The sequence below is a fragment of the Microbacterium sp. SORGH_AS_0862 genome (assembly GCF_030818795.1).
In the GTDB taxonomy this organism is placed as follows: domain Bacteria; phylum Actinomycetota; class Actinomycetes; order Actinomycetales; family Microbacteriaceae; genus Microbacterium.
This window is the reverse complement of sequence record NZ_JAUTAY010000001.1, coordinates 875,335-895,837: the sequence shown is the minus strand read 5'-3', so window position 1 is coordinate 895,837 and position 20,503 is coordinate 875,335. Positions and strand designations below refer to the sequence as shown.

The 20,503-nt window shown below is 71.1% G+C and carries 13 protein-coding genes; 12 read left to right on the top strand and 1 reads right to left on the bottom strand.

Annotation, left to right across the window (positions count from 1 at the left end; translation table 11 throughout):
- Positions 1-106 precede the first annotated feature (106 nt).
- Positions 107-1,519 (bottom strand): helix-turn-helix transcriptional regulator, encoded by a 1,413-nt coding sequence (locus QE377_RS04130; protein WP_307319876.1) that lies wholly within the window; start codon positions 1,517-1,519, stop codon positions 107-109.
- Between the two features lie 483 nt (positions 1,520-2,002).
- On the opposite strand from QE377_RS04130, the gene QE377_RS04125 reads away from it, so the two are divergent.
- The 12 genes from QE377_RS04125 to QE377_RS04070 all read left to right on the top strand — a co-directional run bounded on the left by QE377_RS04125 (position 2,003) and on the right by QE377_RS04070 (position 20,455).
- Positions 2,003-2,932, top strand: a complete 930-nt coding sequence (locus tag QE377_RS04125) for an ABC transporter substrate-binding protein (protein ID WP_307319874.1) — start codon at positions 2,003-2,005, stop codon at positions 2,930-2,932.
- A 59-nt stretch (positions 2,933-2,991) separates the two neighbouring features.
- Positions 2,992-3,972 carry an iron ABC transporter permease gene (locus tag QE377_RS04120; protein ID WP_307319872.1) on the top strand — a complete coding sequence of 327 codons (981 nt, stop codon included), beginning with the start codon at positions 2,992-2,994 and terminating at the stop codon, positions 3,970-3,972.
- On the top strand, positions 3,969-5,018 hold the full coding sequence (locus tag QE377_RS04115) for an iron chelate uptake ABC transporter family permease subunit (RefSeq protein ID WP_307319870.1): 1,050 nt from the start codon (positions 3,969-3,971) through the stop codon (positions 5,016-5,018). The genes QE377_RS04120 and QE377_RS04115 overlap by 4 nt, the downstream gene beginning before the upstream one ends.
- Entirely contained in the window at positions 5,011-5,814 is an 804-nt protein-coding gene (locus QE377_RS04110; protein WP_307319868.1) for an ABC transporter ATP-binding protein, read from the top strand. The genes QE377_RS04115 and QE377_RS04110 overlap by 8 nt, the downstream gene beginning before the upstream one ends.
- A complete protein-coding gene (locus QE377_RS04105; RefSeq protein ID WP_307319866.1) occupies positions 5,814-6,635 on the top strand; it encodes a siderophore-interacting protein in 822 nt (273 codons plus the stop codon). The genes QE377_RS04110 and QE377_RS04105 overlap by 1 nt, the downstream gene beginning before the upstream one ends.
- A gap of 444 nt (positions 6,636-7,079) precedes the next feature.
- A complete protein-coding gene (locus tag QE377_RS04100; protein WP_307319864.1) occupies positions 7,080-9,647 on the top strand; it encodes a putative Ig domain-containing protein in 2,568 nt (855 codons plus the stop codon).
- Between the two features lie 797 nt (positions 9,648-10,444).
- On the top strand, positions 10,445-11,455 hold the full coding sequence (locus QE377_RS04095; protein WP_307319862.1) for a LacI family DNA-binding transcriptional regulator: 1,011 nt from the start codon (positions 10,445-10,447) through the stop codon (positions 11,453-11,455).
- A gap of 152 nt (positions 11,456-11,607) precedes the next feature.
- Positions 11,608-13,776 carry an alpha-galactosidase gene (locus tag QE377_RS04090; RefSeq protein ID WP_307319860.1) on the top strand — a complete coding sequence of 723 codons (2,169 nt, stop codon included), beginning with the start codon at positions 11,608-11,610 and terminating at the stop codon, positions 13,774-13,776.
- Complete coding sequence (locus QE377_RS04085; protein ID WP_234073567.1) at positions 13,773-14,708, top strand: carbohydrate ABC transporter permease; 936 nt, start codon at positions 13,773-13,775, stop codon at positions 14,706-14,708. The genes QE377_RS04090 and QE377_RS04085 overlap by 4 nt, the downstream gene beginning before the upstream one ends.
- Before the next feature lie 9 nt (positions 14,709-14,717).
- On the top strand, positions 14,718-15,662 hold the full coding sequence (locus QE377_RS04080) for a carbohydrate ABC transporter permease (RefSeq protein ID WP_307319857.1): 945 nt from the start codon (positions 14,718-14,720) through the stop codon (positions 15,660-15,662).
- Between the two features lie 88 nt (positions 15,663-15,750).
- Entirely contained in the window at positions 15,751-17,091 is a 1,341-nt protein-coding gene (locus QE377_RS04075) for a sugar ABC transporter substrate-binding protein (RefSeq protein ID WP_307319855.1), read from the top strand.
- Positions 17,092-17,161: 70 nt separating this feature from the next.
- On the top strand, positions 17,162-20,455 hold the full coding sequence (locus tag QE377_RS04070; RefSeq protein ID WP_307319853.1) for a bacterial Ig-like domain-containing protein: 3,294 nt from the start codon (positions 17,162-17,164) through the stop codon (positions 20,453-20,455).
- The last annotated feature ends 48 nt before the right edge of the window (positions 20,456-20,503 follow it).

Here is a 20,503-nt window from a genome sequence, read left to right as displayed (position 1 = left end):
TCGGGCGCGCAACGCCGCCGATGGCGCGGCCGGGGTGTGGCCGGGTCGGCCTCGGGTGTGCTGCGGCAGAGCGGTGTCGGATGCGGTGTCGGATGCGGAGGCGGCGTCAGCGGGCGTCGAAGGGGACGTCGTAGAAGCCGACGGACTCCAGCATCCGCACCGCGCCGCGGCGCTCGTGGGCGCCGACCTTGGCATAGAGCGTCTTCAGCTGGGTCTTCAGCGTGTTGACCGACAGGTGCAGGGATGCTGCGAGCTCCGCGTTCGTCGCGTGGCTGCTCGTACGCAGGGCGTAGGCGACCTCGCGCTCGCGGCGGGTGAGCAGCAGGGGCGGCGTCGCCGTGCGCACGGGTGCGCGCGTGCCGGTGTCTGCCCGGGCCAGGATCTGCGCGAAGCGCTCCTGGAGCGCGGGCCTGCGCACGAGCGTCGCCGCGACCGGGGCCACCTCCCGTAGCGGAAGGAGGGGCGAGACGAAGGCCTCCCGGGTGTCGGTCCACACGTTCAGTGCGTCTTCGAGCGACGCTGCTGCCGCGTCGCGTCTTCCGAGCCGCTCGAACACCAGCGCGCGCGTGAGCAGCACCCGGCCGAGGGTCCGGTGCGAGTGGCGTGCGGCGCCGCGCATGCACGGTGCCGTCGCGCGCAGCGCCGCCGAGAGATCGCCCAAGTGGAGGTAGGCGCCCGCGCGCAGTCCATCGAGGCAGACGCAGTGATCCATCGTCGAGGACTCGCCGTCGAGCATCGCGAGCGCCCGCGAGGGTTCTCCGCGCAGCACGAGGGCATCGGCGTGGGCGCCGAGCGCGAAGCCGCGCAGCGCGGGCGGTGCGCTGCCCGCGGCGACGGTCGAGGTCACCTGACGCGAGTGCGCGATGGCGGCGGCGCTGTCGCCCTCGAGCAGCGCCGCGACCGCCGACACCGCCCACGACGAGAGCAGCCAGCGCACATCCGACGCCGAGCCCCGCATCTCTTCGGCCACGGCCCGCAGGTCCGCCGCATCCCCCCGCGCCTCCGCGCGCAGGGCGCGTGCGAGCAACAGGTGGTAGGCGGTCTCCGAGGTCGGCCAGCCGTAGCGATCGGCGAGGCCGGAGGCGCCGGCGATCACATCGGCCGCCGCCGCGTGCTCGCCGCTCATGGCCAGGGCGAGCGCGACGATCCCCTGCGCGCGGTAGGCCGACGCGTCGCGGCCGTGCTCGTGCGCCATGTGCGCCGCCGCGTCCGCGTATCGGTGCGCGCGCCGGGTCTCGCCGACCGCCAGCAGACCGTCGCCGATCGCGCTGTACACGTCCGGCAGCAGCGAGGGCGCCGTGTGCGCCCGCAACTCGTCCGCCTCGGCGGCGAGTTTGGCGGCGGTCTCCGCGGCGCGGGAATGGCGTCCGCTGCCGAGAAGGGCGACGATCGTGCCGGCGGAGACGACGAATCGCGCCCCGGGGATGCCGGGCGGCAGGGAGGACGCGGCGAAGAGTGCCTCGCGATCGGATGCCGCCAGGATCGGCTCGCCCGGCAGCGGTGACAGCAGGGCCCGCACCGCAGCTTCGTACGCGGAGACAGGCTGCGCCCGGGTCGCCGTTTCCGGTGTCATGGCTGTCTCGAATCGTCTGGCCGCCGGAGAAGGAGGGGTCGACGAGTCCAGTGGGGTGAGGCGTCGCTGCCCCACCCCACTGCCCCCAGTCCGGAGCGAATTCTGGGCCGGTGCGTCGGGTGCGTCCGGCGACGTGAACGTAACCCGGCTTCGCGCCACCGGATGCGGGAGTCGCCGCCTTTTCACCCGCCGATTCGCCCACCTCCTCGTCGTCCGCCCCGTCGGTGCCGCGACATGTGCACGGCGGGTGGGGCGTGTGGGGGCACATGAGGCTCGTGAGGTGCCCGGCGGGCGACCGGTCGTGCAGACGTCGCGGGGCGGGGTGTGGATGGAGGTCGAGAGTGGGCGGCAAGGTTGGTTAGGCTGTGCTTACCTGCTCGTCGCGGCGCGACGGCGGGGTCCCGAACGCATCACCCGAAAGGCGGCCGCATGCCCGCTCGTCCCCGTTCCCTTGCAGCCCTCGCGCTGGCCGCGGTCGCGGCTCTCGGCCTGGCCGGCTGCTCGGCCGCATCCGCCGAGCCCGCCGCGTCCACTCCGGCCGCCGCCTCCACGCACGAGGTGACGCACGCGCGCGGCACGACCGAGGTGCCCGCCGACCCGCAGCGGGTCGTGACCCTCGAGCCGCTCGAACTGGACACGGCCGTCGCCCTCGGCATCACCCCGGTGGGAGCGGCCGTCGCGAGCAACGTGTCGGGCATCCCCGCCTACCTCGACGCCTCCGGCGTCGAGCCGGTCGGCACCGTGCCGGAGCCCGACCTCGAGGCGATCGCGGCCCTCAAGCCCGACCTCATCCTCGGCACCGAGGCGCGCCACTCGAAGCTGTACGACCAGCTCAGCGCCATCGCGCCGACCGTGTTCATCGCGACCCAGGCCGACCCCTGGCGCGACAACGCCCTGCTGATCGGCGACGCGCTCGGACACAAGGACGAGGTCCAGACGCTCCTCGGCGACGTCGACGCGCGGTGCGACGAGATCGGCGAGGAACACGCCGTCGGCGGCCAGACCGCGCAGCTGATCCGTCCCCGCGACGAGACGACGCTGAGCCTGTACGGTCCCACCTCCTTCGCGGGCAGCCTGCTCGAGTGCGTCGGCTTCACCATTCCCGACCAGGACTGGGCCGACGGCATCCAGGCCGACATCTCGCCGGAGAACATCCTGCAGGCGAAGGCCGACCACGTGTTCGTGACCGCGACCGACGTCGCCGACACCTCGCTGATCCCCGCCGCCATCGCGCAGAACTCCGCGGAGTTCCCTGACGTCACTCTGGTCGACACCAGCTACTGGGTCTCCGGCGTCGGTCCCAAGGGTGCGATGAAGGTGCTCGACGACATCGAGAAGTACCTCTCGAACGCTCGGTGACCCTCACTCTCGCGGCCCGCTCACGGCGGCGCGCACGGCCTCGAAGCCTGCGCGTCGCCGTGAGCGCGTTCGCGCTCGTAGGCGCCCTCGTCGCCGCGATCCTGCTGTCACTGGCGCTCGGGGCGAACCCCCTGTCGCCCCGCGTCGTCCTCGACACGCTCGCTGGCGGCGGCACCCCCGAATCGCAGTACATCGTGTGGCAACTGCGGGTGCCGCGCACGCTCGCCGGCATCGCCGCGGGTGCGGCCCTCGGCGTCGCCGGGGCCCTCATCCAGGCCTTCACGCGCAACCCGCTCGCCGATCCCGGCATCCTCGGGGTCAATGCGGGCGCGGCGTTCGCCGTCGCCCTCGGCGTCGCGTTCCTCGGGATGCGGGATCCCGCATCCTTCGTCTGGCTCGCCTTCGCCGGGGCTCTCGTCGTGACGCTCGGCGTGTACGTCATCGGGTCGTCGGGGCGCGGCGGCGCCGACCCGATCCGCCTCACCCTCGCCGGCGTCGCGCTCGGTGCCGTGTTCTCGGGGCTCGTCACCGGGATGACGCTGAGCAACCCCGACGCCTTCGACGCCATGCGCAGCTGGCACGCCGGGAGCCTGCTGGGCGCCGGAGTCGACGCGCTCGTCGCGATCGTCCCCTTCATCGCCGTGGGCCTGATCATCGCGTTCGCCGTCGCGCCGGGACTCAACGCGCTGGCCCTCGGGGACGACGTGGCCCGGTCCCACGGAGCGAACGTGCGCCGCATCCGCGTCTTCGTCGTCATCGCCGTCACCCTGCTCGCGGGCGCGGCCACGGCGCTCGTCGGCCCGATCGCGTTCGTCGGGCTCATGGTGCCGCACGTCGCACGGTGGGTGTTCGGCGTCGACCAGCGCGTCATCCTGGGCGTCTCGGTGGTGCTCGCCCCGGTCGTCGTGCTCGCCGCCGACGTCCTCGGCCGCGTGCTCATCGCCCCCGCCGAGATGCCCGCCGGCATCGTCACCGCCTTCGTCGGCGCCCCCGTGCTCATCGCCCTGGCGATGCGCCGTCGCGTGAGCGGGCTCGGATGAGTGCGCTCGCGGATGCCGGCTACCGCCGGCTCGAGGTCGGATACCGGGGCTTTCGCATCCGCCTGCGCGCGCGGAGCGTGGTCGTGGGGATCGCGCTCGCCGCGGCCGTGAGCACGCTCGCCGTCGTCTCGCTCGGTCTCGGCTCGTACGCGCTCGATCCGGGGCAGGTGCTCACCGCGTTCGCCGGGGGCGGGACGGACCTCGATCGCACCGTCGTGCTCGAGTGGCGGCTGCCCCGCACGCTGGCGGCCGTCGCGCTGGGAGCGCTGCTCGCCGTCAGCGGTGCGCTCTTCCAGACCGTCACGCGCAACCCGCTCGCGAGCCCCGACATCCTGGGGCTGTCCAACGGAGCCTTCGCCGGCATGCTGCTGACCCTCACCCTCGTCTCGAACAGCTGGCCCGCTCTGACGATCGGTGCCGTCGTCGGCGGCGTGAGCGTCGCGCTCGTGATCGGTGCCCTCGCCCGACGCGGCGGCGTTCAGGGCTTCCGGCTCATCGTGATCGGCATCGGCATCTCCGCCATGCTCGCCTCGCTCAACACGTGGATGCTCCTGCAGGTCGAACTCGAGACCGCGATGTTCGCTTCCGCCTGGGGCGCCGGCTCGCTCAACGGCATCACCGCCGCTCCACTCGGCGGCGCGCTCGCCTGCGCCGTGCCGCTGCTGATCGCCGCCGCGGTGCTCGTGCCGCGCCTGCGCCAGCTCGACCTCGGCGACGACGTGGCCGCCGCGACCGGGGCACGCCCCGCCCTCGTGCGCAGCGCGGCACTGCTGCTGGGAGTCAGCCTCGTCTCGATCGCCACCGCCGTCGTCGGCCCCATCGCCTTCGTCGCGCTCGCGGCGCCGCAGATCGCGCGGCGTCTCGCACGCACGCCGTACCTCTCTCTGACGCTCGCCGCCCTCGTCGGCGCGCTGCTGTTGCTCGCCTCCGACGTGATCGCGCAGCATCTGCTTCCCGTCGTGCTGCCCGCCGGTGTCGTCACCGTCACCCTCGGTGGCATCTACCTCGTCGTCACGATCATCCAGGAGATCCGTCGCCGTGCCTGAGTCCCCGCATCCGTCCGCCCCGCGCCTTGCAGCCGACAGGGTGAGCCTCGCGTACGACCGCCGGACGGTGGTGTCCGATCTCACCGTTAGCGTTCCCGACGGCTCGTTCACGGTGATCATCGGCCCCAACGCGTGCGGCAAGTCGACGCTGCTGCGGGGGCTCTCGCGCCTGCTCGCGGCGCAGTCCGGAAGCGTCGTGCTCGACGGGCGGGCGATCTCCGCCTACCCCGCGAAAGAGGTCGCGCGGCGGCTCGGGCTCCTGCCGCAGACCGCGATCGCCCCGGAGGGGATCACGGTCGCCGACCTCGTCGCCCGCGGTCGCTATCCCCACCAGGGACTCATCCGCCGCTGGTCGGATGCGGACGAGCGCGCGGTCGACGACGCACTCGACGCGACGGGCACCCGCGAGCTCGCATCGCGCCCGGTCGACGAGCTCTCGGGCGGGCAGCGCCAGCGCGTGTGGGTCGCGATGGTGCTTGCGCAGCAGACCGACCTGCTGCTGCTCGACGAGCCCACCACCTTCCTCGACATCGCGCATCAGGTGGAGCTCATGGAGCTCTTCGGGCGGCTGAACCGCGCGGGGCGCACCATCGTCGCCGTGCTGCACGACCTGAACCACGCCGCCCGCTACGCCAGCCACATCGTGGCGATGCGCGACGGCGCTATCGTCGCCGAGGGGACACCCGCCGAGGTCGTGACCAGCGAACGGGTGGAGCAGGTCTTCGGCCTGCCCAACATGGTGATCGCCGACCCGGTGACCGGCGGACCCCTCGTCGTGCCGCTCGGGGGTGCATGATGCGGCCCTGGGAGTACAGCGCCTTCGCCGTGACCGTGGCGGATGCGCGCGCCATCGCGCCGGGATGGCGGCGGCTCACGCTCCGAGCACCCGAACTCCGCGACTTCGCTCCGTGGGGTCTGGATCAGCGGATCAAGCTCGTGCTTCCCCTGCCGGACGGGGGCCTCGCCGATTTCGGGCTCATGGCGCAGCCCACCCCGCATCCGTCCCAGTGGTACGCGCGCTGGAAGGCGCTGCCCGAGACCGAGCGCAACGTGCTGCGCACGTACACGCCGTCGGCGATCCGCCCCGAACAGGGTGAGATCGACGTGGATGTGCTGCTGCACGATCCGCCCGGTCCCGCATCCGCGTGGGCTGCGGGAGTGACGCCGGGGGAGCGCCTGTGGATCACCGGACCCGACCGGCGCAACGGCTGGACCGGCTACGGCCTGCACTGGCAGCCGCCTGTGGATGCGGTGCGGTGGCTGCTGGTGGGCGACGAAACCGCCTTCCCGGCGATCGCCAACATCCTGCGCACCCTGCCCGAAGGCGGCCGTGCGGAGGTGCTGCTGGAGGCGGGGGACGCGCGTGACGACATCGTCAGCCCCGCGGCGCCCGCCGGCGCACGCGTGCGGCTCGTGGCGCGCGCGGCCGTCGCCGGCGAGGCGCTCGAGGCGGCCGTGCGCGAGGCGCGCGTGGCGGATGCCGAATACGTGTGGCTGGCGGGCGAGGCGGGGGCTGTCGCCCGCATCCGCCGCCACCTGACCGCCGAGCGGGGGCTGCCGAAGGACCGCGTCTCGTTCCTCGGGTACTGGAAGCTCGGCGGCCCGCTCGTCGGGTAGGTGCTGTCGCGGGGTGCCCTGTTCGGATGCCCGAGTTGCGTCGCAGGTGCGCAGATGCGACACCTTTGCGCAGGTGCGCCAGGCAATGACTGTGGCGGATGCGGAGAAGTGTGGCCCGTCGGGTCCGGGCAGGGTTCCGTCGGGCCCGGGCGGGTTTCCGTCGGGCCCGTGCGGGGTTCCGTCGGGCTGCCATACGGCGACGTCTGCACGATCGGTGGTGCGGGTGATGCCGCGTGTGGACGCTGAGGTGTGCTGTGGGCGATCGGTCGTGCAGACGTCGGGGATAGGACGGCACGGTGAAGCACAGGTGGACAGCGGGTGGACTGAGCAGTTCTACGCGGCGCCTCGCCGCCGGTGACGGATGCGGAGCAACTCGCTCGTAGTGTCGGAACACCCCGCGCGCACTTCTGTTCCTACGCGCGCGCCCGGGATCGAGAGGCTCCAATGACTGATACACCCCTTCTCGGCGTGCTCGCGCGCGCCCCTCGCCGCCGCGCATGGCGGCGCGTCGCGGCCGGCGTCACGACGGCGGCTCTGGCCGCATCCGCCGCGCTCGCGGCGACGCCGGCGTACGCCGCGGGGCTCGCCCCCGAGGTGACGGCCACCATCGCCGTCGGCTCGACGCCGACCGCGCTCACCATCTCGGCCGACGGGTCGCGCGTCTACACCGCGAGCTACGCGTCGCAGGGCGTGTCGATCGTCGACACGGCTGAGCAGAAGCTGCAGACCACCATCGCCGGCGGCTCGGCGATGATGGGGATCGTCGTCACTCCGGATCGCACTCGCGCCTACACCGCCGACTGGAGTGGGGGCGCCGTCAAGGTCTTCGACCTCGTCGACAACACGCTGATCGGCAACGTCACCGGCTACACGGGCTACAGCCCCCATGGCATCGCCATCTCGCCCGACGGTTCACGGGTGTACTCGGCCAACGGCGGCTCGGTCTCGGTCATCGACACCGCGACGAACGCGCAGATCGGCACGGTTCCGACGCTCACCGGCTCCCTCCCCTGGGGCGTCACCGTCTCTCCCGACGGCAAGCGTCTGTACGTGGTGAACTACGGGTCCGAGGACCTCGCCGTCGTCGACCTGGCCTCGCAGCAGCAGATCGCGCGGATCCCCGTCGGCGACGGCCCCCGCCGCGTGGCGATCTCGCCCGACAACACCCGCGCCTACGTCACCAACGGCGACACCGACACCGTGAGCGTCATCGACACCGTCGCGTTGACCAAGATCACCGACCTCACGGTGGGGAGTCTGCCCTACGGCGTCGCGGTGACGCCCGATGGATCGCACGTCCTCGTCGCCAACTCCCGCGATTCCAGTGTGACGGTCATCGACACCGCCGACACCGACACGCGAGCCACCGTCTTCGTCGGCTCCGGCCCCTACGAGCTCGCCGTGTCGCCCGACAGCACGACCGCGTACGTCGGCAGCCTGAACACCAGTACCGTGTCCGTCATCTCGCTCGTCGCACGGCCTGAGATCTCGCCCGCGACCCAGACGCTGAACGCTACCGTCGGCAGGGCGATGCCCGCATCCTCCGCGTTGACGGCGGAGAACTTCGACGGCACGGTGACGTACACGATCGCCCCGGCCGTACCCCAGGGACTGACCTTCAACGGCTCCACAGGCGTTCTGAGCGGCACGCCGACGACGGCGCAGGCGGCGACGGAATACACGATCACGGGAACGGATGGCGACGCCACGGCGACGGCGACGATCTCGCTGGCCATCAAGCCCGCCCTCGCCCTGGCCACGGCCATCGTCCAGGCGACGCGCGGAACGGCCATCGATGCGACGCCGGCCCCCACCGCATCCGGCTTCCCGGGCTCCGTCGCCTACTCGGTCGAGCCGGCACTGCCGAACGGCCTGACGCTGGACGCCGCCACCGGCGTGATCTCCGGAACACCGCGTGAGGCGATCGAGCGCACCGTGTTCACGCTCATCGCGAGCGACGGCACGTTCACGGCGTCGCAGCAGTTCGGGATCGTGGTGGCGGGACTCTCTCCGTCCGATCAGCCGCTCGCCGTCGTGCACGGGCAGGCCATCGAGCCGACCTCGGCGCTGACGGCGACAGGCTTCTCGGGGTCGGTCACCTACGCCGTGAGCCCCACGCTGCCCGCCGGACTGTCGCTCGACGCGAGCACCGGCGTGATCAGCGGAACCCCGACGGGCGACGCGATCGACAAGACGACCTTCACCATCACCGCCACCGGTGCCGAGGCGGGCACCGCGACGTCGACGGTCAAGATCCGCATCGACGCCGTCGCGCCCACGGCCCCCGAAACCGTGAACGCGGTGCCGGGCGCCTTCCAGGCTTTCGTCTCGTGGCCGGCATCCGAGGACGACGGCGGCGCGGGACCCGTCAGCTACACCGTCACCGCGGTGCCCAGCGGGCAGACCTGCACGACCACCGAGACCTCGTGCGTGATCACGGGGCTGCCGGCCGGAGCGATGACCTTCTCGGTCGTGGCGTCCACGTCGGTCGGAGCAGCCGAGCCGGCGGTGTCTGCATCCGCATCCGTGCTCTCCAACGCCGCGCCCGAGACGGTGCCGGCTGCGACCCAAGGCACGAGCGTGCGCTTCGTGGGCGCGTCGGGCAATCCCGTGAGCTCGGTCACGCCGGGGCAGAAGGTCACCGTGGAGGCTTCCGGCTTCCTCGGGGGATCGAACGTGCAGGCCTTCGCGTACTCCACGCCCACCCTGCTGGGTGCGGCGGTGACGGATGCCGACGGTGCCGCGTCGTTCGAGGTCACGGTCCCCACGGATCTCACCCCCGGTGAGCACACCCTGGTGGCCATCGGCTTCGGCGCGGGCGGCTCCACCGCCGTCGCGACGTCGGCGCTCGTCGTCGCCGCGCCCGGTGTGCCGGTGGCGCCGGGTGCGCCGGTGGCCGCGTCGCTGCCCGCGACGGGTGTGAACCCGCTGCCCTGGGCTGTGCTGGCGGCGGGCCTGCTCGCTGTGGGGGCTCTCGGGCTGCTGATGTCGCGGATGCGCCGCCGGGCCTGAACCGAGCCGAAGAAGCGGGGTGGGTCCTTCGGGGCCCGCCCCGCTTCGACGTACCCGGGGCCGGGGCGCCCGAGTTGCGTCGCATGTGCGCAGATGCCGCAGGTTTCCGCATCCGCGCCCGTCCACGTCTGTGGCGGGTGCGCAGAAGTGTGGCGCGTGCGCGCCGGAGCGAGCGGATGCGGGTGCCGGTCACCGGGGGAGGGTGCCGCGCGGGCAGGGTGCCGGGGGCGCCCGAACTCCTGCAGATCCGGCGCGGGCGGTGCCGGCGGGTGGTGTGCGGGCTCGATGTGCAGGAGTTCGGGCACGGCCCGACCGCAGCCGGCGGCGCCACACCCCACCCGAAGCCCCCTCGGCGCCACCCGAAAGCCCCCCTCGGCACCACCGAACCTCCCGGCGCGCCCGAACTCCTGCAGATCCGGCGCGGGCGGTGCCGGCGGGTGGTGTGCGGGTTCGATGTGCAGGAGTTCGGGCACGGCCCGACCGCAGCCGGCGGCCCAACGCCCCCCGCCCGAATCTCCAACGCCCCGCCCCAATCCCCAACGCCCCAATCCCCAACGCCCCGCCCCAATCCCCAACGCCCCGCCCCAATCCCCACTCCCCGCCCCAATCCCCAACGCCCCGCCCCAATCCCCAACGCCAACGCCCCAATCCCCAACGCCCAAATCCCCAACGCCCCGCCCCAATCCCCACCGGTACCACCCGAATCCTCACCGCCATCGCCCGAAGCCCGCGCCACCACCCGAATCCTCATCGGCGCGGATGCGGCCGGCGCCGATGCGCGTGGCTAGCCTGTGGGGATGACCTTCGAGCATCGCCCGGCCGGCCTCATCGACGTGGCTGCACGTGCCGGGGTGAGCGTGTCGACGGTGTCGCGGGTGATCTCGGGGCGTACGCCCGTGAGCGCGCGGCTGCGCGAGAAGGTGATGGCCGCCGTCCGGGAGCTGGACTATCGGCCGAACGCCGCGGCGCAGGCGCTGGTCAGCGGCAAGCGGTCCACTGTGGCCGTGCTGGCGCGCAACACGATCCGGTTCGGATACGCGGCGACGCTGCAGGGCATCGAGGAGGCCGCACGGGCGGCGGACTACGTCATCCTCATCGCGGTCGTGGAGAGCGACGACGAGTCTGCGATCCAGCGGGCGATCGCATCGACGCTGTCGCAACCGCTCGCGGGAGCGATCGTCATCGAGTTCGACGAGGTCGGTGTCGCGACCCTCGACGCCATGCCTGAGAACCTGCCGGTCGTGGCTGCCGCGGGTGCGAGGCGGGCTCGGGGCGACCGACCGCACGCATTCCTCGACGACGAGGCGGGCGGCTACGAGGCGACGCGCTACCTCCTCTCGCTCGGGCATCGGAGCGTGCATCACCTCGCGATTCCCGCGACGCGCGACGGCACCGGACGCGAGTGGGGGTGGCGACGTGCACTCGAGGAGGCCGGCGCGCCCGTTCCCGATGTCGTCCGCGCCGCGTACTCGCCGATGTCTGGTTACGAGGCCGCGCTGACGATCGCCGATGATCCCGCCGTGACGGCGCTCCTGTGCGGCAATGACGAGCTCGCCATCGGCGCGGCGCGGGCGCTGCAGGAGCGGGGACGAAGGGTGCCCGAGGACGTGAGCGTCGTCGGCTTCGACGATCAGCCCTTCGCGCAGATGTGGGTGCCCGCCCTGACGACCGTGGCGCAGGATTTCACCGATCTCGGACGGCGCACCTTCGCCCTGCTGGAGGAGTGGATGCTCAGCGGGCACGCGCCGGAGGACTCCGCGGTGCTCCCGCGCCTCGTCGTGCGTGAGAGCGCCGCAACCGTCCGCTGAGCGCCGCCCCCGCGCATCTCGACGCCGTTCGGGCGCTGCGGGGTCGCCGTGGACACAATTCTGACCAACGTTTGCAGACGCTCGCCGCTGCATGCTACGTTCTGACCAACGTTTGCAGACCAATGGTGGGAAGAGGCGAAGACGCTGTGACGATGCAGGTAACCGACGAGGGCGACGCCGCTCCGATCTCGATGAGCGAAGACGTCAGGTTCGTCGCAGGGGGCGTCGGGCTCGTGGTTTCCCTTCCCTCCGGATCCCTGCCGCGCATCGTGCACTGGGGCTCGGACGCGTTCGACGATGCGGATGCGGACGAGCTCGCCCGCCATGCCGTGCCGCCGCGGGCGACGAACGGCGCCGATGTGCCGGTGCGGGTGTCGCTCATCCCGGAGAACTCGGCGGGGTGGACCGGAACGCCGGGTGTGTCCGGTCATCGCGCCGGCCGCGCGTGGTCGCCCTCGTTCGTCCCGGTGTCGACGGAGGTCGAGCACCGCCCGGCGGGCGGCCGCATCCTGGTCGTCGCGCGCGACGAGCTCGTCGGTCTCGAACTGCGGCTCACGATCGAGCTGCTCCCGAGCGGACTGGTGCGCCTCGCATCCGAACTGAAGAACGTCGGCGCCGACGTGTACACCCTCGACGGCCTGACCTCCGCGATGCCGGTGCCCACCCGTGCCGATCTGCTGTTCGATCTCGCCGGACGGTGGGCGAAGGAGCGGGTTCCCCAGACGCGTGCGTTCACGGTCGGCACTCACCTGCGCGAGGGCCGTCACGGTCGCACGGGAGCGGATGCGGCACTCGTGCTGATGGCGGGAACGCCCGACCTCGACTTCGACCGCGGCGAGGCATGGGGGCTGCATGTCGCGTTCAGCGGCAACCACCGCACGCTCGCCGAACGCGCGTTCTCCGGCGAGCGACTGCTGCTCGGCGGCGAGCTGCTGCTGCCCGGGGAGATCGAGCTCGCGCCGGGCGAGTCCTACAGCGCGCCCGCAGTGTACGCGGCCTACGGCGCGGGCCTGGATGCGGTCGCCGCACGCTTCCACACCCATCTGCGCTCCCGGCCGCATCACCCGCGCTCAGCGCGCCCGGTCGTCATGAACGTCTGGGAGGCCGTGTACTTCGACCACGATCTCGACCGTCTGCTCGAGCTCGCGGATCTCGCGCAGAGCGTCGGAGTGGAGCGGTTCGTGCTCGACGACGGCTGGTTCGGCAGCCGTCGAGACGACACCTCCGGCCTCGGTGACTGGGTGCTGGGGGAGCAGGTCTGGGGAGACGGCCGGTTCCGGCGCCTCGTCGACGGCGTCCGCGCTCGCGGGATGGAGTTCGGACTCTGGTTCGAGCCCGAGATGGTGAACCCGGACTCGGATCTCGCGCGCGCGCATCCGGAGTGGATGCTGCAGGTGCCGGGAAGGCTGCCCATCTCGTTCCGGCATCAGCAGGTGCTCGACCTGACGCATCCCGGTGCGTTCGCCCACGTGCGCGACCACGTCGTGGCGCTCGTGCAGGAGTACGGCATCTCTTACATCAAGTGGGACCACAACCGCGACCTCATCGACGCCGGCTCCACGCGCACGGGTCGTGCCGGGGTGCACGCGCAGACCCACGCCGCGTATCGGCTGTTGGATGAGATCCGTCGGGCTGTGCCGGATCTCGAGATCGAGTCGTGCTCGTCAGGCGGCGCGCGCGTGGACCTCGAGATCCTCGAGCACACCGACCGGGTGTGGGCCTCGGACTGCATCGATGCGCGCGAGCGTCAGCAGATCCAGCGGTGGACGGCGCAGCTGCTGCCGCCGGAGCTCGTCGGCAGCCACATCGGCGCCGACCGCGCGCACACGACGCGTCGACGCCTGGACCTCTCCTTCCGCGCGGCGACGTCGCTCTTCGGGCACTTCGGCATCGAATGGGACCTCAGTGCCGCGACGCCCGAAGAACGGGACGAGCTGGCGGAATGGGTCGCGTACTACAAGCGGATGCGTCCGCTCATCCACGGCGGAACCACCGTGCGCCGGGCGCTCGAAGACGGTGACCTCTGGCTGCACGGTGCGGTCGCCGTCGACCTCAGCGAGGCGCTCTACCTCGTGACGTTGCGGGAGCGTCACATCACCTGGCCCGTGGGGCGGGTCCGTCTGCCCGGCCTGGATCCCAGACGGCGCTACCGGCTGCGGGCCTCCGGGCCCGCGCTCGAACCGTACGACGAGCGCATCCATCCCTCCTGGTGGATCGACGGCACGGTTCTGACGGGCGCGGCGCTCGCCGAGGTCGGGGTGCACGTCCCCGCTCTGGATCCCGACCAGGTCGCTCTGCTGTACGTGGAGGCACTGTCATGAGTCGGAGCATCACGACCCGCGCACTCGACACCCGCGCGATCATCGCGCCCGGGTCGCGCCGCCGGCATCGTGGCGACTTCCGCGTCGCCATGCTGTTCATCGCGCCCGCCGCCATCGGCTTCCTGGCCTTCTACCTGATCCCCTCGCTGCGCGGCGTGTGGTTCAGCTTCACCGATCAGAACCTCATCGGCGCGGGCGAGTTCATCGGCACGGAGAACTACGAGCGGATGTTCCAAGACCCGCTGTTCTGGAACGCCCTCGGGGTGACGGCGGAGTACGTCGTCATCAACATCGGCGTGCAGACGGTGCTGGCGGTGGGCATCGCCGTGCTCATGCACCGCCTGACCCGCTCCGCGGTCATCCGCGGCATCATCCTGCTGCCGTACCTGGTCGCGAACGTCGTCGTCGCCCTCGTCTGGTTCTGGATGATGGACTACTCCACCGGCATCATCAACGTCGTCTTCGACTGGCTCGGGACGGATCGCGTCGCGTTCTTCGGCAGCGAGCAGTTGGCCATCCCCACGATCGCCCTGATCAACGTGTGGCGCTACGTCGGCTACACGGCGCTGCTCATCTTCGCGGGGCTGCAGACCATCCCCACCCAGCTGTACGAGGCGGCGGCACTCGACGGCGCATCGGAGACGCGGATGTTCCGTTCGATCACGCTGCCGTTGCTGCGCCCCGTGCTCGCTCTCGTGCTGGTGATCACGGTGGTCGGCTCGTTCCAGATCTTCGACACCGTCGCCGTCACCACGCAGGGCGGCCCGGTCAACGCGACGCGCGTCATCTACTACTACATCTACCAACAGGCCTTCGAACGCTTCGACCTGGGATACGCGTCGGCGATGTCGGTCTTCCTGCTCGTCGTCCTCGCCGCCGTGGCGTGGGCGCAGCTGAAGATCATGCGATCCAACCAGTCGGACCTCGCCTAAGGAGCCGCCATGACCGCTGTGATGACGCCGCGCCCGGCGGCGACCGAAGCCGCATCCCCCGTCCGACGCCGACCACGGAAGCCGCTGCCCGTGGGTCGCATCCTCGCGTGGGCGGCCCTGGGGGTCCTTCTCGTCGTGACGCTCTTCCCGTTCTATTGGATGCTGCGCACGGCATTGTCCACGAACACCGCGCTGTACACGAACGCGGGCAGCCTGCTGCCGGTGGAGTTCAGCTGGGGCGGCTTCGCACGTGTGCTGGGGCTTGCGACACCCGAGCAGGCGGCGGCAGAGGGGGGAACCACCGGTTCGATCGATTTCTGGCTGTACCTGCGCAACACCGTCATCGTCGCCACCGTGATCACGCTCGGGCAGGTGCTGTTCTCGTCCATGGCTGCCTACGCCTTCGCGCGGCTGCACTGGCGGGGGAGGGAAGCGGTCTTCTTCCTCTTCCTCACGGCGCTGATGATCCCGCCGATCTTCGTGCAGCTCCCCAACTTCATCCTGATCCGCGACCTGGGGCTGCTCAACACGCTCGCCGGCATCATCCTGCCGTTCTTCTTCATGACGCCGTTCGCGATCTTCTTCATGCGGCAGTTCTTCCTCGGCATCAGCCGCGAGGTCGAGGAGTCGGCGAAGATCGACGGCGCCGGCCACTTCCGGATCTTCTTCCGCATCGTGCTGCCGATGTCGTCGACGCCGATCTTCACGCTCGCGCTGCTGACCTACATCACGGCCTGGGGCGAGTACTTCTGGCCGTTGCTGGTCGGCCGCGCCGACGAATCCCGTGTGCTCACCGTCGCCCTCGGCATCTTCCGCTCGCAGACGCCGCAGACCGGGCCCGACTGGGCGGGACTCATGGCGGGAACCCTCGTCGCGGCGCTGCCCATCTTCGTGCTGTTCGTCCTCTTCGGACGAAAGCTCGTCGACAACCTGGGCTACTCGGGCATCAAGTAGCCGCTGTACGCCTGACCGACGGCGCCGTCGCTCGGTCGACCCGAAGAAACACCCTCACGAAAGGCATGTCATGCGTCATTCTCCTCGTGTGCGCCGCACCGTTGCGGTCACCGCGGTCGCCGTCGCCGTCCCTCTCGCCCTCGCCGGATGCGCCGGGGGCGGTGACGCGGCAGGCTCCGACGACTCCATCACGTACTGGCTGTGGGACAGCAACCAGCAGGCCGCCTACCAGCAGTGCGCGACCGACTTCGAGCAGACCAGCGGCATCAGCGTCAAGATCGAGCAGTTCGGCTGGGCAGACTACTGGCAGGGCTTGACCACGGGCTTCGCCTCGGGGACCGCGCCGGACGTCTTCACCGACCACCTCTCCTACTTCCCTCAGTTCGTCTCCCAGGGTCAGCTGCTCGACATCAGCGACAGGGTCGAAGCCGACTCGATCGACCTCGACATCTATCAGGACGGGCTCGCCGAGCTCTGGACCGACCAGGAGGGCGGTCGCTATGGCCTGCCGAAGGACTTCGACACCGTCGCCACCTTCTACAACCAGCAGATGGCGACGGATGCGGGCCTGACCGCCGAGCAACTGGGATCGCTGGAGTGGAACCCCGCCGACGGCGGCAGCTTCGAGGCCGCGCTCGCGCGACTGACGGTCGACGCGAACGGCGTCCACGGAGATGAGCCCGGCTTCGACAAGTCGAAGGTGGCGGTCTACGGTCTCGCGCTGAGCGGCAACGGGCTGAACGCGAGTGGTCAGCAGACCTGGGCCCCCTACGCGCTCGGCAACGACTGGTACTTCGGTGACAAGACACCCTGGACCACCAGCTGGAACTTCGACGACCCGTCGTTCGTCGAGACGATGACCTGGTACAAGAGCCTCGCCGACAAGGGCTACATGCCCAGCGTCGACATCGCGCTGTCCGAGCAGGACCCGCTCAACGGCTACCTCGCGGGTCGCTACGCCATGGTCACGGACGGCAGCTGGATGACGGCCTCGTACCTCGGGCAGACGGACACGCCCACTCTGGTCGTGCCGACGCCCATCGGCCCCGACGGGGAACGCGCCAGCGTCTTCAACGGGCTCTCGGACGGCATCTGGGCGGGAACGAGCAAGCCGGATGCGGCATGGCAGTGGGTCAGCTACCTCGGCTCCAGCGCATGCCAGGACGTCGTGGCTGACGCCGCCGTCGTGTTCCCGGCGATCCAGAGCTCCACCGAGAAGGCGGAGACCGCGTTCGCCGAAAAGGGCTGGGACGTCAGCGGCTTCACCGTCCAGGTGACCGACGGCACCACCAAGCTCCTTCCGATCGCCGACCACTGGTCGGACGTCAACGACACCATGACCGCGACGATCGAGTCGTTCCTGAAGGGCGGCGCGGACGCGGGCGCCTTCACCAGCGCGAACGACCAGATCAACGCACTGTTCCGATGACACCCCGGTGGGCGCCGCGGCACGCGGCGCCCACCCCCTTTCCGCATCCCCTCACGACAAGGACGTCACGATGACACTCGCCTCACCACGCCTGCGCAGCCGCGCCGGGCGCTCCCTCCGCCGGGCGGTCGCGACCGCCGCCTGCGCCGCCCTGGCCCTCACGGGCGCGGCCGTGGCCACACCGGCTGCCGCCGCATCCGCGGACACGGTTCAGATCGACTTCAGCGAGCGCACGGGCCCGTTCCGCGGTGGCGCCTCCGGCATGCTCTACGGCCTCGGCGACGAGGGCGTGCCCACCGACGCGATCATCGCGGGTGCGCGTCCCTCGAACGTCACGCAGAAGGCCCCGCGCGGTGCGCAGCACCCGAACGGAGACCCGCTGGAGGTGGAGGGCTCCTTCTTCCGCAACGGCGGCGACTACCTGATGGTCAACATCCAGGACTACTACCCGGACTGGCCCTACAACGGTGGGAAGCGCCCCGAGGACTTCGAGTCGTACCTCGACATCGTGCGCACCGTCGTCACCGACATCCGCGACAACTCCGCCTATCCGGAGCGCTACGTCTTCACCCCGTTCAACGAGCCCGACGGCATCAACTGGTACGGCCAGTGGGACCAGATGAAGGATCACTTCTTCTCCGACTGGGACGCCGCCTATCGCACGATCAAGGAGATCATGCCGGAGGCGCGCATCGCAGGTCCGGGCGACGCCTGGTGGCACGGCGGGAGCACGCGGGAGATCCTGCAGTCGGCGAAGGCCTCGGGCACCCTGCCGGACATCTGGACCTGGCACGAGCTCGGCGTCGAGAACCTCAGTACCTTCCGCGGTCATCTGGCCGAGTTCCGACAGATCGAGCAGGAGGTCGGGGTGGGGCCGCTCCCGGTCAACATCACCGAGTACGCGATGCGTCGGGACATGTCCGTTCCGGGCCAGATCGTGCAGTGGCTCGCGATGTTCGAGGACGCCAAGGTGGACGCGCAGACCGCGTACTGGACGTTCGCGGGGAACCTCAACGACAACATGGCCAAGGGCGGTGCCGCGAACGGCGCCTGGTGGCTTCTCAAGTGGTACGGGGATCTCTCGGGCGACACCGTTCAGCTGACCCCGCCGCAGCTCAACGCGGTGGACACGGTGCAGGGGATCGCGACGATCGACGACGAGCGCCGGCAGGCGACCGTGCTGGTCGGCGGCGGCTCCTCCGACATCCAGCTCGATCTCGCGGGACTGGACCCCGATGTGTTCGGATCGACCGTCGACGTGCAGGTGCGAGAGAGTACTTGGACGGGCCAGGAGGGCGAGGCCCAGGCGCCGCGAGTCGTCGCGGCGGAGCGGGTCACGCTCGGCGACGCGCTGGCGGTGACCGTGCCGAACGATGACAGGCAGTCCGCGTATCAGGTGGTGATCACCCCCGCGCTCGGCGAGGAGCCGGTCGTCGACGACACCTGGCGAACCGAGATCGAGGCGGAGGACGCGGAGCTGCGCTCGCTGCAGGTGAACGACCGCCCCGCCAACGACGCCTGGGTGTTCGCCGCATCCGGTCAGAAGGACGTCACCGGGTTCACCCGCGCCGACGCGTCGGTGAGCTGGGACGTGGAGGTGCCCGAAGACGGCGACTACCGCTTCGCCGTGATCGTCGGCGTCGGCGGTCCGGGGAGCCACGCGGTCTTCGTCGACGACGAACCGGCGGCAACCCTCGCATACGAGCCCGGCTTCAACACCACCTACCGCGGTCGTGCGGAGGCGACGCTGACGCTGGATGCCGGCGCGCACACCATCTCGGTGCGCGCGAGCAGCGACGGCTCCTCGGTGCTGCCGGGCGCCGATGTGTCGCTCGACAGACTGGAGCTCGAGCGGGTTGACGGCGCGGAGACGCACGACTACCCCGCCGTCCTCGCGCGCACGGATGCGGCGCCCGCCGCATCCGGAACCGTTGCGCTGTCGCCCGACGCGGGGGCCACGTTCTTCTTCTCCGCGCGGGAGAGCGGCTACCACGACGTCGAGGTGCGGTACGAGACCGACGGGCCCGCATCCGTGCAGGTCTCGCTCAACGGGCGTGCGATCGAGGGCGCGGCCGCCGAGTACGCCGGGCGCTGGACCTCGACCCTGCGGGTGCATCTGCGGGAGGGGATCAACCAGATCTCGGTCGCGGCGGATGCGGCGCAGCTCGCGGGTATCCGCACGACCCGTGTCGCCGAAGCGGATGAGGCCGTGACGCGGATCGAGGTCGAGGACGCGGAGCGGGTGACGCTCGCGGGCGGTGTCCGACGCGAGAACGTCTCCGCACCCACGAATGTCAGCGGTCAGCAGATCGGCTGGCTCGGCGGGGGTGCCGCCAACACGGCGACCATCGCGCGCGGCGACGCGCTGCCGGCGGGCGACTACGACTTGCAGGTGCGCTACTCCAACGCTGAGAAGAACACCGGTCACGCCTACAACGCCGACATCATCACGCGGTTCCTCGACGTCAGCGAGGTGGGCGGCGAGACGGCGCGGGGATCCTTCCGCCACAACTACTCCTGGAAGGGGTTCTGGACGCACAGCATGCCCGTCACGCTCTCGACGGAGAGCGGAGACATCGTGCTCGGCAACGCCACGTCCTACGCTCCGAACCTCGACTGGGTCGCGCTCGCGCCGCTCTCGCTCGCGGTGACGAACGTGCCGGCACCGCCGTCGGAGTCCGCCACCCTGGAAGTGGTCTCCCCGCCGGTCAAGACGCGGTACGTCATCGGCGAGGTCTTCGCCGCGGAGGGGCTCGCGGTGGCGGTGCGAGACGGCGAGCGGATCATCCCGCTGGCGGACGACGCCTATTCTCTGCAGGGCTTCGAGTCGACGACCGCGGGGCAGAAGACGATCACCGTCGCCGCCGAGATCGCCGGTCGCTCGTTCACCACGACCTTCACCGTCGAGGTGGTGGAGCCGGAGCCGGGGGTCGACCCCGCGATGTCGCTGTCGTCGCCGACGGTGGCGCAGGGAGGGACGATCACCGTCACCGGCAGCGGGCTGCCTGCATCCGCCGCCGCCGAGGTGTGGCTGCACTCCGACCCCGTGCTGCTCGCGACGATGACGACGGACGCCGACGGCGCGCTGTCTGCCACGGTCGCCATCCCGGCGGGCACCTCCGTGGGCTCGCACGAGATCGTCGTGCGGGTCGGGGCAGTGGAGCTACGTGCCGCCCTCACGGTCACCGCCACCGGAGGCGGCGCCGGAGCGGGATCGGATCCTGCGGCCGCGGGAGGCGACCCGCTCGGTCTCGCGAACACCGGCGGACAGATCATGTGGGGCGCGGGCGCGCTCGGCGCGCTGCTGCTGGCCGCAGGCGGCATCCTGATCGCTCGACGTCGCCGGAGTGTCATCGAGCACTGAGCGGAAGCGGAGGTGGAGGGCGAGATCGGTGCGCCCTCCACCTCCGTG

What these genes read in the sequence shown, in the direction of transcription:
- QE377_RS04125 (WP_307319874.1), top strand. Translation starts at nt 2,003, where the DNA reads ATGCCCGCTCGTCCCCGTTCCCTTGCAGCCCTCGCGCTGGCCGCGGTC.
- QE377_RS04115 (WP_307319870.1), top strand. Translation starts at nt 3,969, where the DNA reads ATGAGTGCGCTCGCGGATGCCGGCTACCGCCGGCTCGAGGTCGGATAC.
- QE377_RS04105 (WP_307319866.1), top strand. Translation starts at nt 5,814, where the DNA reads ATGCGGCCCTGGGAGTACAGCGCCTTCGCCGTGACCGTGGCGGATGCG.
- QE377_RS04100 (WP_307319864.1), top strand. Translation starts at nt 7,080, where the DNA reads ATGACTGATACACCCCTTCTCGGCGTGCTCGCGCGCGCCCCTCGCCGC.
- QE377_RS04095 (WP_307319862.1), top strand. Translation starts at nt 10,445, where the DNA reads ATGACCTTCGAGCATCGCCCGGCCGGCCTCATCGACGTGGCTGCACGT.
- QE377_RS04090 (WP_307319860.1), top strand. Translation starts at nt 11,608, where the DNA reads ATGCAGGTAACCGACGAGGGCGACGCCGCTCCGATCTCGATGAGCGAA.
- QE377_RS04085 (WP_234073567.1), top strand. Translation starts at nt 13,773, where the DNA reads ATGAGTCGGAGCATCACGACCCGCGCACTCGACACCCGCGCGATCATC.
- QE377_RS04080 (WP_307319857.1), top strand. Translation starts at nt 14,718, where the DNA reads ATGACCGCTGTGATGACGCCGCGCCCGGCGGCGACCGAAGCCGCATCC.
- QE377_RS04070 (WP_307319853.1), top strand. Translation starts at nt 17,162, where the DNA reads ATGACACTCGCCTCACCACGCCTGCGCAGCCGCGCCGGGCGCTCCCTC.